Source organism: Carnobacterium divergens (assembly GCF_900258435.1).
Lineage (GTDB): Bacteria > Bacillota > Bacilli > Lactobacillales > Carnobacteriaceae > Carnobacterium > Carnobacterium divergens_A.
Genome location: NZ_LT992558.1, coordinates 216,269 through 231,836, shown reverse-complemented (window position 1 = coordinate 231,836; position 15,568 = coordinate 216,269). Strand labels below are relative to the sequence as shown.

General features: G+C 34.9%; 14 protein-coding genes and 1 pseudogene. All 15 read left to right on the top strand.

Annotated features, from left to right (window positions below; translation table 11 throughout):
• Positions 1–81: 81 nt before the first annotated feature.
• Positions 82–954 (top strand): ABC transporter permease, encoded by an 873-nt coding sequence (locus CDIMF43_RS01650; protein WP_074401892.1) that lies wholly within the window; start codon positions 82–84, stop codon positions 952–954.
• A gap of 14 nt (positions 955–968) precedes the next feature.
• On the top strand, positions 969–1,859 hold the full coding sequence (locus CDIMF43_RS01645) for a carbohydrate ABC transporter permease (protein WP_034572880.1): 891 nt from the start codon (positions 969–971) through the stop codon (positions 1,857–1,859).
• 24 nt (positions 1,860–1,883) lie between these two features.
• Positions 1,884–3,503 carry a type 2 periplasmic-binding domain-containing protein gene (locus CDIMF43_RS01640; RefSeq protein ID WP_074401893.1) on the top strand — a complete coding sequence of 540 codons (1,620 nt, stop codon included), beginning with the start codon at positions 1,884–1,886 and terminating at the stop codon, positions 3,501–3,503.
• 66 nt (positions 3,504–3,569) lie between these two features.
• Positions 3,570–4,184, top strand: a complete 615-nt coding sequence (locus CDIMF43_RS01635) for a DUF624 domain-containing protein (RefSeq protein ID WP_109841023.1) — start codon at positions 3,570–3,572, stop codon at positions 4,182–4,184.
• A 3-nt stretch (positions 4,185–4,187) separates the two neighbouring features.
• Complete coding sequence (locus CDIMF43_RS01630) at positions 4,188–5,159, top strand: LacI family DNA-binding transcriptional regulator (RefSeq protein WP_074401852.1); 972 nt, start codon at positions 4,188–4,190, stop codon at positions 5,157–5,159.
• Entirely contained in the window at positions 5,159–6,109 is a 951-nt protein-coding gene (locus tag CDIMF43_RS01625; protein ID WP_109841022.1) for an acetylxylan esterase, read from the top strand. The genes CDIMF43_RS01630 and CDIMF43_RS01625 overlap by 1 nt, the downstream gene beginning before the upstream one ends.
• A 119-nt stretch (positions 6,110–6,228) precedes the next feature.
• Complete coding sequence (locus CDIMF43_RS01620) at positions 6,229–7,158, top strand: hypothetical protein (protein ID WP_233218274.1); 930 nt, start codon at positions 6,229–6,231, stop codon at positions 7,156–7,158.
• A 243-nt stretch (positions 7,159–7,401) separates the two neighbouring features.
• Positions 7,402–8,502, top strand: coding sequence for an AAA family ATPase (locus tag CDIMF43_RS01615; protein WP_227001266.1), 1,101 nt, complete (start codon positions 7,402–7,404; stop codon positions 8,500–8,502).
• Entirely contained in the window at positions 8,495–9,727 is a 1,233-nt protein-coding gene (locus CDIMF43_RS01610) for a CpaF family protein (protein ID WP_109841020.1), read from the top strand. Before CDIMF43_RS01615 ends, CDIMF43_RS01610 begins: the two co-directional genes overlap by 8 nt.
• Before the next feature lie 17 nt (positions 9,728–9,744).
• On the top strand, positions 9,745–10,704 hold the full coding sequence (locus CDIMF43_RS01605) for a type II secretion system F family protein (RefSeq protein ID WP_109841019.1): 960 nt from the start codon (positions 9,745–9,747) through the stop codon (positions 10,702–10,704).
• A 9-nt stretch (positions 10,705–10,713) separates the two neighbouring features.
• The gene (locus CDIMF43_RS01600) at positions 10,714–11,586 is read left to right on the top strand and encodes a type II secretion system F family protein (protein ID WP_109841018.1); all 873 of its coding nucleotides are present in this window, start codon (positions 10,714–10,716) and stop codon (positions 11,584–11,586) included.
• Between the two features lie 85 nt (positions 11,587–11,671).
• Complete coding sequence (locus CDIMF43_RS01595) at positions 11,672–11,863, top strand: Flp1 family type IVb pilin (protein WP_109841017.1); 192 nt, start codon at positions 11,672–11,674, stop codon at positions 11,861–11,863.
• Positions 11,864–11,887: 24 nt separating this feature from the next.
• Positions 11,888–12,577, top strand: a complete 690-nt coding sequence (locus CDIMF43_RS01590; protein ID WP_109841016.1) for a TadE/TadG family type IV pilus assembly protein — start codon at positions 11,888–11,890, stop codon at positions 12,575–12,577.
• Between the two features lie 17 nt (positions 12,578–12,594).
• A complete protein-coding gene (locus tag CDIMF43_RS01585) occupies positions 12,595–14,961 on the top strand; it encodes a TadE/TadG family type IV pilus assembly protein (protein ID WP_109841015.1) in 2,367 nt (788 codons plus the stop codon).
• Between the two features lie 14 nt (positions 14,962–14,975).
• Positions 14,976–15,568: pseudogene (locus CDIMF43_RS01580) on the top strand (hypothetical protein); the annotation flags it as partial.

Sequence of the window (15,568 nt, the reverse complement as noted above, 5' to 3'; positions counted from 1 at the left end):
AGTCCAACTTTCGTTCGAAAATCTAGAAAAAAATTTAAAGATCGATTGAAAACATTTATAGCACAGTGGCAATTGCAATCCATGGTTCTTCCGGGCATTGCATTTATGTTTATTTTTACTTATATTCCTATTTACGGACTGGTCATTGCGTTTAAGAGCTATACAGTTGTTGATACAATTAAAGATGCACCGTGGGTTGGATTAGAAAATTTCCGCATTATTATGAATGACCAATTTTTTTGGGAATCAGTGGTGAATACGCTAGGCATTAGTTTATTGAAATTATTGTGTGGCTTTTTTATTCCCATTGTTTTAGCGATTATGATTTTTGAAGTGAAAAGTGGTCCTTTTAAACGTGTTGTTCAAACCGTTTCCTACTTACCCCATTTCTTATCTTGGATTATTCTTGGTGGGATGCTGATTAGTTGGCTGTCAACAAGTGGTCTATTGAATCAAGTCTTAGAGGGCGTTGGAATGATTGAACCAGGAGCTGGGCCGAATTATTTGCTAGATGCTGATAAATATTGGTGGATTGCGGTCTTATCTGATATTTGGAAGGAAGCCGGATGGGGAACAATTCTTTATTTGGCGACAATGTCTCGAATTGATCCGACTTTCTATGAAGCGGCTCGAATGGATGGGGCAAATAAATTAAAACAAATTTGGTATATTACGATTCCAATGTTAAAACCTATTATTTCGTTAAATTTAATTTTAAATGTAAGCGGTCTACTAGGGTCGAATTTAGATCAGACATTAGTTTTAATGAACTCGCAAAACCAAGCAAAATCAGAAGTAATTAATTCCTATGTTTACCGAATGGGGTTAGCGCAAGGAGATTTCTCATATGCTACCGCAGTTGGATTAGGAATTTCAGTTGTATCGGTTATTTTATTATTTGTAGCAAATCAAGCAACGAAAAAAATGAATGATAACCAATCGGTAATCTTCTAGAAAGGAGCTACATGATGGCACTCATTAAAAAGAAATCTCAAATGAAGGAAAGTCGTTCTTTCTATTTGATTAATACGATTTTACTTGTTCTCTTTACGCTAATCATTATTATTCCAATTTGGAATGTAATTGTCTCTTCTGTTAGTTCAGGAAAGGCATTGGCAGATGGTGGTTTGATGTTATGGCCTAAGGAATTAACCTTTGATAATTATAAGCGTGTTTTAAGTGATGGTTCGATTTTAAATGCGTTCTTTATCTCTGTTTCTAAAACCGTTTTAGGCGCATTAACTCATGTTTTATTTTGTTCAATTATGGCCTATGCCTTAAGTAAAAAGCGTTTGGTAGGACGTGGCTTTTATACAACGTTTGGCGTGATTACGCTTTACTTTGGAGGCGGCATGATTCCTTACTATTTATTGATTCGTTCATTAGGATTATTAAATAGCTTTTGGGTGTATATTATTCCGAGTCTGTTAAGTTATTATGACGTGATTATATTAATGAATTTTTTCAGAGAAGTTCCTGTATCGCTGGAAGAATCGGCTAGAATAGATGGCGCAAATGATTGGACCGTCTTTTTTAGAATCTTTTTACCATTATCAAAACCCGCTTTAGCAACGATTACCTTGTTTAGTGGGGTAGCACAGTGGAATGACTTTATGACAACGAAAATGTTTATTACCGATAAAGCCTTGTATCCCTTACAAATGAAAATCTATGAAATTATTGTTCAGTCTCAAATGCAGGGAATGGACAATATGGGCGCAAGTGCAATTGTTGAAACCACTACAAGGGGCGTACAACTCGCCACGATTGTGATTACAACCATTCCGATTTTGATTATTTACCCATTACTTCAAAAATACTTTATTTCTGGAATGATGGTTGGAGCAGTTAAAGAATAAAAGGAGGCAATAAAAATGGTTAAGATGAAAAGTTTGGCAGTAGGGGTATCGTTAGTAGCGTTGACAGCAGTAGTATTAGGAGCGTGCGGCGGGAAAAATGCAGAAAATGATGGAGGCAAAGATTTCTCGATTGCTGATCGTTATAAGCTAGACAAAACGAAACCAGCGTGGGAATTAGATAAGAAGGAAGAGCCGACAACTCTTACTTGGTATTTAAACTCTGATTGGAAAACGATTCCTTTTGGAGATGACGTAACGACTGCACAAATTAAAAAAGACTTGAATATTGACGTTAAATTCATTACAGGTGATGATACGAAATTAAACACGATGTTTTCTGGGGGCGATATGCCCGATATTGTAACGTTATTTGATCCAACCTCTTCGGCAGCTAAAAAAGCCAACACATGGGCATACCCATTAGATGATTTGGCTAAAAAATACGATCCTTATTTCAAATCAGTAACCTATGACCAAACCTTCAAGTGGTATCAATTAGATGATGGGAAAACATACGGCTATCCAAACTACTCAAACACGCAAGAAGACTATGATAGTGGTGTGATTCCAGTAAATACCAATTTCATCATTCGTCAAGATATCTATGAAGCATTAGGCAAACCAAGTGTTGCGACACAAGCAGAATTTGAAAATGTGATGAACCAAATCAAAGAAAAATATCCAGAGTTAACACCATTTGGATTTAGCCCATTAGGAGATAGCACAGGTTCATTAGGCGAACCCTTACAAGATTGGTTAGGCGTACCGCTAGAAAAAGACGGAAAATTCTATGATCGTAACCTAGATAAAGACTATCTAAGCTGGGTGAAGACATTGAATAAAGTCTATCGTGATGGTAATATTAGTGATGATAGCTTCGCTGATGATGGCCCAACTTTTGATGAAAAAATCAAGTCTGGTAAGTATGCAACTTTATTTATCAATGGAACCAGTGGACTTGTGCCACAACTACAAACCTTCTCAAATAACAACAAGGGCAATGCGTATATGGCGATTGACGGACCAAAGAGCACACTTGGCAATGAGCCTACATTAAATCAAACAGGTATTTCTGGTTGGTTAGTAAACTATATTACAAAAGACGCTAAAGATCCGGCTAAAGCAATCCAATTATTCACCTATTTATTAGATAAAAAAGGACAAATTTTAACTCGTTACGGTGTTGAAGGCGAAACGTATCAGTACAACCAAGACGGAAAAATTGAATTTTTACCAGAAGTATTAAAACTAAAAGAAGACAATCCAGTTGAATATAGTGAGAAATATCGTATTAGCGAATTCTTATACTTTAACCACGACCGCAACAATGCGTTAGGTGTTGGTTCAACAGATGCTTCTGTGAATCAAATGCAAGAGTGGGGCAAGGGAAAACTAAAACCTCATTTCATTATCGAAAATACCAATCCTGATGCGGGTACTCCAGAAGCTAGAAGCTTTGACGGCATTAAAACGAAATGGAGCACAGCGTTAGTTGGAATGATTCGCTCAAAAGATGATGCAGGATTTGATAAAAAATTAGCAGACTACAAAACATTCCTGAAAGAAAACAACTGGGATAAGATTGAAAAAGTAAGAAATGAAAAAATGAAAGAAAACAAAGAAAAACTTGAAACGAAAGACTAAGAGTAGGGGAGAAGCCAAAAAGAATCGTCTTTTTGGCTTCTTTCAACTAGGGAAAGGAAACTGACCATGAATGATATCTTTAAATTAAATGGCCCGCTGTTTACCTTATTAAATCGAATCGCGAACTTAGCAATTCTAAATGTCTTGTTTATCCTTGCATGTCTCCCGATTTTTACTATTGGTGCGGCGATAACAGCGCTATTTAGTGTGATTTATCGCTCGAATAAGGATGACCATTTGGCCATTGCCAAAGAGTTTTTTAAAGCTTTTCGAGAAAATTTTAAACAAAGCAGTTTGTTGTGGGGCATTCATTTAGGGATGATTTTACCTTATGTTGGTGTAACAGCCTACGTCATTCGTTCATTTCCAGTCTTTACGTTACCGATGGCAATTATCGGTTCAGTTTTAGCTCTCTATTTTATCGTACCCTATGCCTTACAAAGTCAGTTTAAAAATAGTGTGAAAGAAACAATGAAAAATGCGCTGTTGATTGTGTTTCGCTTTTTACCTTACGTGATGATGATGTTCTTAGTCGGCCTTGTCTTATTAGTGATTTTGCCAGTGTTTTATCGTCAAACCTTATACTTTGTCACCTTGTTTGGTTTTTCTGTTACAGCACAACTTCAACTTATTTTCTTTAAAAAAATCGTTACACAATTAGAGCAATTAAAGGAGGGATGACAATTGGTTGGAATTAAAGACATTGCAAGTCAAGCGGGAGTCTCTATTTCAACGGTTTCCTATGCGTTGAACAATAGCCCAAAAGTAAAAGAAGAAACAAGGTCACGTATTATGAAAATTGCCGATGAGATGAACTATATTCCAAATATGGCAGGGCGGACATTGAAGAGGCAACAAACGAATTTGATTGGTGTTTATTTAACGAATTATGGAGGCTCATTTTATGGATCGCTCCTTGAAGGCGTAACTAAAACTCTTGGGAGACACGGTTACGATATGATTGTGTGTTCCGGAACAAAGTCCCATTTATTTTTACCAGAAAAATTAATTGATGGAGCCATTATTTTAGATGCTACTTTTCCAACAGCTGAAATCGAAAAATATGCTGAGCGAGAGCTGAATATCGTTGTATTGGATCGCGAACTAGAATCAGAAAAAGTCTGTCATGTCTTGTTAGATAATCAAGCAGGAACGACGTTAGCTTTAGATTATTTGTTAGCGCAAAGTCCAACGAAAACCTATATTGTAACGGGACCTGACCACACATATGACAGCAATATTCGGTTAGCGATTGCCAAGCAAGAACTGGAACGCTTTGAACATATTGAGTACGAGGTGCTGGAAGGAAACTTTACAAAAGAATCTGGAATGCGGGCAGCTAAAAAGATTGCGGAAAAAAATGAAAAAAATGTCGCTGTTTTTTGTTTAAATGACGAAATGGCCATTGGAATGTATGATTATTTAGCAAAAACCGACCTAGAAATTGGGAAGGATATTCGAATTATTGGTTTTGATCATTCGGAGGTCAGTCGTTATATCCAACCTAGATTGGCTACTGTTGATTATTCGATGTACAAATGGGGCGCGGTTGCGGCAGAAAAAATAGTAGCATTGCTTGAAGGCACTCCTGCAAAAAGTGAGCGAATTTACACAACCTTGATTCGAGGGGAATCGGTGGAAGGAGTGCAAGATTAGTGGTTTTTGAAAACTATTTACCCGAAATGACCCGCAAACCGGATTTTGAAGAATTTTGGAAACGAACCTTAAAAGAACTAGCTTCAGAAAAGCTGGCTTTAAAATTAACCCCCTATGAATACCCGAGTGACTCGATTGAGATTTTTTCCATTCAATTCACAGGGTTATTTGGAGAAGTGTTACATGGATGGTATCTTTTACCCAAAAATCGACAAGAGAAAATTCCTTGTATGATTGACTATTTAGGGTATTTATCAGTTGTTGGAGAGCCGATTGGCCATTTACATTGGGCGTCATTAGGATTTGCAACGATTGTCATGGATGTTCGCGGACAAGGTGGGTTAACAGGAGATGCGCATCCATACCCAATTCCATTACTACCAATGCCAATTGCTCATGGACTACTCGATCGAGAAGTTTATTACCAACGAAGACTCTTCGCAGATGCGTTCCGGTGTGTCGAAGCAGCAGAAGCTTTGCCTGAAATTGACAATAAGTTCATCAGCCTTACGGGAGCAAGTCAAGGGGGAGCCTTAGTAATGGCCACAGCTGCACTAGGCAAAGAACGAATCTTTGCTGCCTTTCCAGATGTTCCTAGCAGTTCAGATATAGCCACGCGTATTCAAGAAGAAACAGGAAGTTTCAAAGCCATTGCGGACTATTTGCGTATGAATCCAGAAAATGAAACGGCTGTGCTAGATGTCCAAACTTATTTTGATACTATGAATTTAGCGGAATGGATTACCTGCCCCATTTATGCCTCAGTAGCATTGAAAGACCCTGTTTGTCCTGCGAAAAATTATTTTGCTTCCTATAATCGAATTCAATCAAAAAAAATGATAACGTGTTATCCTTACAATGGCCATGAGGGTGGCGGACAAAAACATTTGTTGAAGAAAATGAGGCTGGCTAAACAGTTGGTTGAGGAGAGCGTTGAAATCAAAAGTTAGAGTGGTTGCGCTCTAACTTTTTTTGTTACAAAAATTACTCGAAAAATATTTTTGTAACATATTTGACATATAAATGTAATATGATAGAATAAAGTGTAGTCAAAAAAGGAGGAAGCATGATGAAAATCAAAGTATTGTCGGTATTAATGTTGTGTGGTGCGTTGTTGACATTAACAGCTTGTAATGGTGGAGAAAAAGCAAGTGATAGCCAAAAATCAAAAAACACTTCAGAGGTTCAAAAGTCAAAAAAGAAAAAGAGCGAATCAAGTAAAAAAGAGTCTGCTAAAAAAGAAGACAGCTCAAAGGAATCAAGTAGTGCGACACCAACAGAACCTAAATCAACAGAGACAAACGTTCAAGAAGGTGTCAAGAACACATTGACGGTTGATGGTTTTTGGACAGCTATGGGAAGCGACGATCATATCACGAGTAGATGGCAATTTTTTGAAAATACCTTAACCATTAATAGTCGTGATGTTTATGATACAAAAGTGTCAGAAAATCTAGATAAAAATGGATATACAGTTGTAACCATCACCAATAAAAATGCAGAAAGTCATGCATTGCTTGTAAAACCATCAGCAAACGGAATGGAAGGAATCACTGTTGAAGGTGCTGCTTATCAAGAGTATTTGAAAAATGAAACAGTGCCAGCGAATCAAGTGATTGAATTTAGGAAAGGAAAGTTAGAAGCAGATGACTTTGGTGTTCCGTCTTGGAATAATATGGATGAAGCCATTGATTATTATGAAGCAACATTTAAAAATCAATCAAATGAATCAAGTGAAGAATTAATATGGGAAAACTATCGTAGAGATTTATGGAGCGTAGTGGATGCTGAGACAGCAGGTAATAAAATGACCCTTCACTTTACGAATATTAGTGGTGCTGGCGGCAGTTATGCTCAATTTATCAAAGGAAATGTGACAACAGAAATCATTTCCTATGATGGAAATGCAAGTTTCCCAAACAACCCTACCAGAAAAGATACAGTTAGAAATTCAGATCATGTTATTATAAATACAGAAGATTTATGGAAAAATCAATAAGTATTAGCAAACAAGCTGTTTATCCTTTTTTAGGGATAGGCAGCTTTTTCTATTTTTAACTTTAATCATAGAAGTTTTAGAAAAACTAAAATTTAGCCCTTAAATTGAAAAATAACTTAATGTATGTTAATGTTTATTTGAATTATTTTATATGACTTAAAAGAATGTTTGGGCATTCTTTTTTTGTTAAAATCGAGTTAATTTGACTAAAAGTTTGGCATAGGGAGAATAAAACTAGTGAAGATGATAAAAATATTGTTAGCGGATCAAGAAGAGGAATACATTTTAAGGTTTAAAAATTACATAGAATCACAAAGAGAAAAAAATCGATTTGAGCTGATTGTTGCAACGACAAAAGAATCGCTTACCCAGCTAGCTGAAACAGAAAATTTTGATTTAGTTTTAGCGACACCAGTCTTTTTTGATGTTCCGTTATTAGTTGAAGAGCCAATCGTGATTGGATTGGATGATGAGACTCAAAAGAATGAAGAGCGATTTCCTTTAGTCTGTAAATATCAATCGTTATCTAATTTGGTTAATGAAATTGCGGCTATTTACTTTGAAAAGATTGAAAAAACAGGCTATTACTTAGCGAATAGTGGTGACACAAAGCTAATCAGCGTATTTTCAAGTGTTGGGAGCACAGGGAAAACGACATTTGCCCTTAATCTTGCAAAAGAACTTATTAAAATGAAATCAAAAGTATTGTATTTAAATATGGAAACCATTCATTCTACGGAGCTGTATTTAAAGGATGATAATAAACCACGTCAATCTTCAGAACTTTTTTATTTTGCTCAAAAACAATCAGATAAGCTATTGTCAAAAATGGCTGAATTTATCAAAACGGATTCCTATTTAGGTATTGATTATTTTGATTTTATCCATAATCCAGAAGAGATGGTAGAGTTATCTGCTACTGATATTCACTATTTAATCGCTGTTCTAAAAAATAGTGAAAACTATGATTTTATCGTGGTAGATTTAGATTCGCAGTTACACGAGCGTAACTTAGAGATACTGAAAAATAGTCAAAAAATATTTTGGTTAATTAAAAATGAAGCCACTCAAATTTTCAAAACGGAAATAATGGCAACCAACGGTCGTGAACTATTAGATTTAGAAGTTGAAACGAATACCGCTATTTCATTTTTAATGAGTCACTGTCGTCACGAAAATCATTATGAAACAAATTTATTAATTCGAAATACATTGCCCTATGTTTCTAGTTGGCAGTCTCTAAAAAATCCAGTTGAAATCTTTGAAAATCAGGAATATAGCCAAGAAATAGCGAACATTATTGTAACTGATTTATTAAGTGAGGAGGTTGAAACAGATGGTTGATGAATCCGTAATAAAAAATCTGATGGTGGAATTACGTGCCACACTAGACTTTATGCACTCTATCGGGGATGAAGAAATGTTGGAGTACGTTGAGAGCGCTGTGTTTGACTATGCTGCAGCAAACAATGTGAAGTCAAAGGATGTCCATCGTATCATCGAGCGTATTTACCACGCTTTTCGGGGGTTGGATGCGTTACAACCATTGTTAGACGATCGTGAAGTTAGTGAAATTATGATCAATAACCATGAGGAGATATTTGTTGAAAAACGTGGAGAAGTCTTTCAAAGCGACTTAAAATTTGAATCGCAAGAAAAGTTGGAAGATATTATTCAGTCTATTGTTTCCAAAGTGAATCGCATTGTGAATGAATCATCTCCAATTGTGGATGCTCGGTTAAAGGATGGTTCTCGGGTCAACATTGTGTTGCCACCGATTGCATTAAAAGGACCAGTAATGACGATTCGGAAATTTCCAGAACGAGCCTTGACCATCGATGATTTTGTTAACTATAAAAGCATCACTCCAGAAGTGGCTCATATTTTAGAAAAATTAGTGAAGGCTCGTTACAATATTTTTATCAGCGGGGGGACAGGTTCTGGGAAAACAACCTTTTTGAACGTTATGAGTAATTTTATCCCAGGTGATGAACGAATTATTACAATTGAAGATTCAGCCGAGTTGCAAATTAGTTCGGTGCCCAACTTAGTCAGTTTAGAAACAAGAAATGCTAATACAGAAGGAAAAGGTGAGATTTCCATTCGTGAGCTAATCAAGTCCTCACTGCGGATGCGTCCAGATCGAGTGGTTGTCGGAGAGGTGCGTGGAGAAGAGGCACTAGATATGCTCCAAGCGATGAATACGGGGCATGATGGTTCGCTTTCAACCGGACATAGCAACTCCACTTACGATATGTTAAGTCGCTTGGAAACGATGGTTCTAACAGGAGCTAATTTACCTGTTGAAGTTATCAGACAACAAATCAGTTCAGCTGTAGATATTATGGTTCATTTATCTAGAATGCGAGATCACACGCGAAAAGTTGTGGAAGTAACAGAAGTTTTAGGATTTGAAAATGGAGAAATTCAATTAAATCCACTTTTTAAATTCGTTGAAGAAGGAGAGTACAAAGGCAAAATTGTTGGAGAACTAAAAGCCACTGGAAATGAGTTAGTGAATCATGCTAAGTTGGCGATGGCAGGGATTCAACTAGAAAAGCATAGTTAGGAACGGGAGTGGATAGTATGGAAATACTTTCAGCAGAAACGATTCAGAATATTGTTGGAGTAGTTGTTTCAATCGGTTTACTGTTTTTTTTAGTAATAAAAATACAAAAAAGACGCATAAAAACAGCCAAAAAAAAATTAGAAAAAAAGACTGAAGAGCAACAAAAGAAAAAAATTCGTGCCACTCAGATGCGGATTATTCATCAAAGACAACAAGAGGGACTTGGAGAGCTAATTGATTACGCAGACTATCATATGAATTTCAAAGAATGGATTACTGCTGTCGTTAGTGCTGGGATTGTTTTTGGTATTATGGGTTATATTTTTTATGAAAAACCAATTATTATAATGATTATGTCGGGGTTTGGACTATTATTTCCAATTTGGCGGCGAAAACAATTACTAGCCACTAGAAAACATATTTTAAATTTACAATTTAAAGAAGCTGTCCAATCTTTATCGGCTTCTTTAGCAGCTGGTCGCTCAGCAGAAAGTAGTTTTCAAGAGGTTGCTCAGGATTTAAAATTGCTCTACCCTGATCCAAATACTTATATTTTAAAAGAATTTGATATTATTAACCGCCGAGTGGAAAATGGAGAGCCCTTAGAACGAGCTATTGAAGATTTTGCCCAACGTTCAGATGTAGAAGATATCATGAACTTTGCAGATGTCTTTGTAACGTGTAAGCGCACAGGTGGAAGTTTAGTTGAAGTTATGAAAAGAACTGCTGAAATTATTAGTGATAAGTTAGAAGTTCAACAAGACATTAAAGTTTTAGTTTCACAAAAAAAATTCGAGGCACAAATTTTGAATGTTATGCCAGTAGGTATGGTTTTATTACTAAAATTAACAGGTGGAGATTACCTGAATCCTCTTTACGATTGGAATGGGGTTGGTCCGATTGTCATGACAGTTTGTTTAGTTTTATTAATATTATCATATTTATTAGGCCAAAAAATAATGAATATTAAAGTGTGAGGTGAAACAATGATTCTAGTATTTAAGTTAATTTTAATCGTTTTAGGAGTATTTTTTATCCTAATGACGTTAAAAGCTGGTAAAAAATACAAGACATTTATTGAAACTTATAAAAAGGCAGTAGGATTACCTTTTATGGCTCCTTTTGCATTAGAAGTTATTGATAGTTTTTCAATTATAGAAAAATTTTCGAAGCAGATTGTGACAATTCAACAAAAAATGATTAGCTTATATGGAATTAAAGATGCTACGAATCAAACTAAAGCTTTTTTAGTTCAGCTTGTTTCAATGACAATGCTAGGTTTTATGATGACATTAGGTGTAGGTATTATCCAGAATGGAGACTCTAGTGCGATTATCGCTATTGGAATTTTGGCGCTATTGATTCCTGTTGCACTTATAAAAAATTTAGATACAAAAGAACGAGAGCGACGGATGGCCCTTGTTTATGAACTACCTGAATTTTTGAATAAGCTTATTTTATTAATTAATGCAGGTGAAACAGCTCAAAAAGCTTTTGTACGCTGTACATTGGCTAAAGCTGAAACAATCAATAAAAGTCCACTTTATTATGAATTGTTAGAGGCAGTAACAAAAATTGAAAATAACATGCCTTTTTCAGAAGCATTAAATCAATTAAGTAAAAAGTGTGCTTTACAGGAAATGTCTATTTTTACAACTACTTTACTATTAAATTATCGTAAAGGTGGAGAAGAATTGGTTCGTTCATTGAAAGAAATGTCTACAACCTTATGGGCGAAACGAAAAGCGCAAACGCAAATGCGGGGAGAAGAAGCTTCCTCTAAAATGGTATTGCCTTTAATTATGATTTTCGGAATTGTAATGATTATTATAGGTTATCCAGCGGTTGCGTTATTTTAATTGATTAAGCAATACAACAAACTAATTTGGTTTTATTGTAACAAAAAATATAGTAAAACAAGTAAAAAACAAGGGGGAAATAAAAATGAAAAAATTTATGTTAACGTTTTGGAAAGAAGAAGAAGGGCTTGAAACGTTGGAGATGCTTTTAATTATCGCTATTATTGTAGTTATTGCGGTTACCTTCAAAAATAAAATTGTTGCTTGGGTAGCGAAGCTGATTCAAAAAGGCGATACTAACATTGATAATTTAGAAGCTAATAATCCAGTAGGATAATGAATGATTTGGTGGGGGATAAAGATGAGGTATAAAAAATCAATTAAAAAATTTTTGAAATCTGAAAGAGGGAATGCAACTCTGGAGGCTGCCTACCTCTATCCCTCACTTTTGATGATGACAATCTTTTTATTGTTTTTTACGATTGTGGTGTATCAAAAGGCGCTAGTAAACTTTCAGGCAAGAAAAGCCGCAGATCAAATTGCATATATTTGGAATAATAATAGCGATAATTTAAACAATACTACTCCTAACTTTAATGGAGATTTTAAGTACTATTCAACAGATACTCCTAATGGGGATGGGCTGTACTGGAAAGTCTTTCAAAATAATGCTTTAAAGAAATATTCTCTTGATTTTTTTAAAAGTGATTCTACGCTAGTTTCAGAAAAAGAAGCAGCTGCACAAGTACACTTTCAAACAAAATCAGTTGTTGACTTAAAAGTAGAGTATCAAAACGCACTTGTTAGTAAATACTCCAATGAGGTATTGGCAACAGAATCCATTCAAGTAACGGCAACTAGTGGTTTCAAAATTCCTAGTGTTTTAAAGCAATTTACGTGGTTAAATAAAAAAATATCCGCAACCGCAACAGCGGAGATATACGATCCGGTAGAAAATATCCGAACAGTTAAATCTTTACTCTTTATAACTGGCAAATTAGCGGAAAAAGTTAAATTTTTAAAAGATATCATTAAGTTATTGGGATTATAAACTTGAAAGGAGGCATTATGAAGAGAATAAAAAATTTTTTTAAAAAACAGCAAGGATCAGTTTCAATTTATTTTCTTGTTGTCAATTTGGGTTTTTTTATTTTTAGTTCGGTTTTGATTGATTACATGCGAGTAATGGTAGCAGAACGTAATTTAGAACATGCAACGAAGGCCGCAGCCGCTTCTATAATGTCAGATTATGATGACAAAGTGTTAGATAAGTTTAATGTATTTGTTTATGGCGGTGATGTATCGAAAGCAGAGAGTCTTGCTACTGAGATTAGTCAAGATAATATAGTGTCAGATGAAAATTTTTATAATGTTGCTGAATTAAACTTAAAGAAAACATCTGTTGAATTTTCAAAAGATAAAACATTGCTTAATGATAAAACATTAGAAAATCAACTGCTAGAAGCTGGGAAATATACAAGCCTACTGACATTAGGAGACGATTTTGTTAAAATTATTGGGTTTTTTAAAGACAATAAAGAGTCAATTGAAAATACAGGAGATATTGTTAGTCAAAAAGATAAAATCGAGGCACTTATAAAAAAGAGGGACGATAGTATTGAGGACTTTAAAAAACAAGTAACAAATCTAACATTTAAATCTTTAGAATTTGAAAAGTTGAGTACAGAAAAATTATGGAAAGATAAAGTATTGGCAAGTCATCGTGATAATTTAGTTGGAAAAGAAGGTCCAGAACAACAAAAATTAGATGATTTAGACAAACAATTGAAGGAAGAAGAAGCTAAATCTGAAGAAGAGAAAGATGAAAAGCTGATCAACAATTATAAAATAGCGATTAAGAAGCAAAAAAATGTTATAGAACTTATTGATTTAACAGGAAAAAAAGCAGATGAGCGTTTGACAGCTGCTCTTAGCTCCGTTACAAAGGTTAAAGAAGATGCTGAAAAGAAAATGGAAAAATTAAAACTAGCCAATGAGGCACTTGGTAAAGCAAATGAATCCAATGAAGAGTTAAAAGAGTTAATCAACAGTTATCAAACGGGAGGAGCTGATACATCTGATGGTCAGTTGAAAGAGTCTCTGAATGCAATGATTATCAAACAAGAAGTCTTTGACAAAATGCAAAAACCGATGGCTAGTGCAATAAAAGAATTTAATACCTACCAAGGATATGTATCGGGAATTGAGCTGACCTTAAAACCCTATGTAGAGCTTAAGGTTAGAATTGGAATTGGAACGTTCTACCTTCTAGCTATTAATTCAGAAGACAATGAGGCAACGATTGAAAAAAAAATCAACGATTCTTATCAAACAATTGAAGCGAAAGCTCTTGCAGAAACAATTTTAGTTATTGGCATTGGGACACATATACTAAAAGCAGTTGAGGCGGCTGTTGAACTAGCAAAAAAAGTCGATATTGTTAAAGCGAAAAAAGAAATTGATGCTGCTAAAAAGCAAAGTGAAAGCCAAAGTGTCACACATGAATTGACAGATAAACAAAAAGAAGAAAAGAAAAAATTACAAGATGATGAAAATACAGGCTATACCGATTTGATGACTACACTGTCAAAAGCAAATTCAATCGCAACTTCAATTGGTTCAGATAGCAAAACCTATAGTCAACTATCGGCTATTATGACAGAAATGAATGGTGCTACAAGTGATTCTGGTAAAACAGAAGCAAATAACTCTGCTTTTAAACTAGTCAAACAAGCAATGAAAATGATTCCTACGTATTTTAATGAGTTTTCTAGCGTGGAAAAGATTCGGAATAAAATTTTGATTAATGAATATTATCTAAATACAATTGGTTCCAATCAGCCAGAGGACTTAATCTCAGGTGACATGTACAAAGATTTTCTATTTGATAATAAGAAAGTAGAATATATTATGTATGGTAGCCACGAAGTTGGAGCTAATTATACAATGGCTTTAATGGAAATCATTTGTTTCAGAATTATATTGAATATTATTGCAGCATTTAAAAGTCCGCTTGTTACTCCATTCAAAGGAACGCCGTTCTTTCTTGGGGCAATGGTAGCCTATACGATTGTACAAACAAGTAAGGATATTGTTAAATTAACGAGTAAAGATTCAAAGACAAGAATCAATAGATCAGTTCCAATAATCAATGAATTTCGTAGTTTAAAAGATATTACAGTGACTTATAAAGATCATTTGCGTTTAATGTTACTAGCGCATCCCCGAACGGATTCACAGTATAAGAGGGTAATCGCGGTAATGGAGAAACAGACAGATGTAGAAAAGTTATACGAGAAAAGCACTCAAGTAAAAGTCACGAATACAGCTGAAGTGGAATTGTGGTTTTTACCAAAAGCAATGGAAGTTATTTCAAATGGCAAAGTAAGAGGGCGAAAAATGGAGTTAACGAACACAAAATATAGTTCATATTAAAAGGAGAATGAAGAATGAAAAGATTTAGTTTATTAATAATCACAGTGATTCTAAGTGTAGGGTTACTAGCATGTGGAACAGATAAGTCAGAAAGCACCACTGACAATTCTAATAAAGTGAGTGAAAATAAAAAAAATTCAAGTGAACAAGGCAAAAAAGACTATAAGAATTTAAAAATAGGTGAGACAGCTATTGTGGAAATATTTACAGATCAAGACTATAAATATGAATTGACATTAAATTCAGTAGAATATGCCGAGGGAGAAATTAATGGGTATACAGAGGTTAGTTATGATCATCCTGGTTTTTTCATTCTAAATATCACGGTGAAAAATTTAGGACCAGCTGTAAATTATGAACAGATATTACAATTTACTTATTCTAATAGAGCTGTGTATCCTGAAAGTTTAGGTTTAGAGTACGGTTTGATGAAATTTGCAGATGAGAATAAAAAATTGGAGAAAAATGAGGTTCTTACCGGACGTGTAGCGACGTTAGCTGATGGAAAGCATGGAGGAATAATGGAAACAAAAGTTCAGGGATTTATGAGTGATTTTAGTTTCCAAGTGGAAGATAGTGAAGTAAAAGATTACAAGCAGGGCGATCA

What these genes read in the sequence shown, in the direction of transcription:
- CDIMF43_RS01590 (WP_109841016.1), top strand. Translation starts at nt 11,888, where the DNA reads ATGAGGTATAAAAAATCAATTAAAAAATTTTTGAAATCTGAAAGAGGG.
- CDIMF43_RS01600 (WP_109841018.1), top strand. Translation starts at nt 10,714, where the DNA reads ATGATTCTAGTATTTAAGTTAATTTTAATCGTTTTAGGAGTATTTTTT.
- CDIMF43_RS01605 (WP_109841019.1), top strand. Translation starts at nt 9,745, where the DNA reads ATGGAAATACTTTCAGCAGAAACGATTCAGAATATTGTTGGAGTAGTT.
- CDIMF43_RS01585 (WP_109841015.1), top strand. Translation starts at nt 12,595, where the DNA reads ATGAAGAGAATAAAAAATTTTTTTAAAAAACAGCAAGGATCAGTTTCA.
- CDIMF43_RS01650 (WP_074401892.1), top strand. Translation starts at nt 82, where the DNA reads ATGGTTCTTCCGGGCATTGCATTTATGTTTATTTTTACTTATATTCCT.
- CDIMF43_RS01620 (WP_233218274.1), top strand. Translation starts at nt 6,229, where the DNA reads ATGAAAATCAAAGTATTGTCGGTATTAATGTTGTGTGGTGCGTTGTTG.
- CDIMF43_RS01640 (WP_074401893.1), top strand. Translation starts at nt 1,884, where the DNA reads ATGAAAAGTTTGGCAGTAGGGGTATCGTTAGTAGCGTTGACAGCAGTA.
- CDIMF43_RS01635 (WP_109841023.1), top strand. Translation starts at nt 3,570, where the DNA reads ATGAATGATATCTTTAAATTAAATGGCCCGCTGTTTACCTTATTAAAT.
- CDIMF43_RS01610 (WP_109841020.1), top strand. Translation starts at nt 8,495, where the DNA reads ATGGTTGATGAATCCGTAATAAAAAATCTGATGGTGGAATTACGTGCC.
- CDIMF43_RS01595 (WP_109841017.1), top strand. Translation starts at nt 11,672, where the DNA reads ATGAAAAAATTTATGTTAACGTTTTGGAAAGAAGAAGAAGGGCTTGAA.
- CDIMF43_RS01645 (WP_034572880.1), top strand. Translation starts at nt 969, where the DNA reads ATGGCACTCATTAAAAAGAAATCTCAAATGAAGGAAAGTCGTTCTTTC.
- CDIMF43_RS01615 (WP_227001266.1), top strand. Translation starts at nt 7,402, where the DNA reads ATGATAAAAATATTGTTAGCGGATCAAGAAGAGGAATACATTTTAAGG.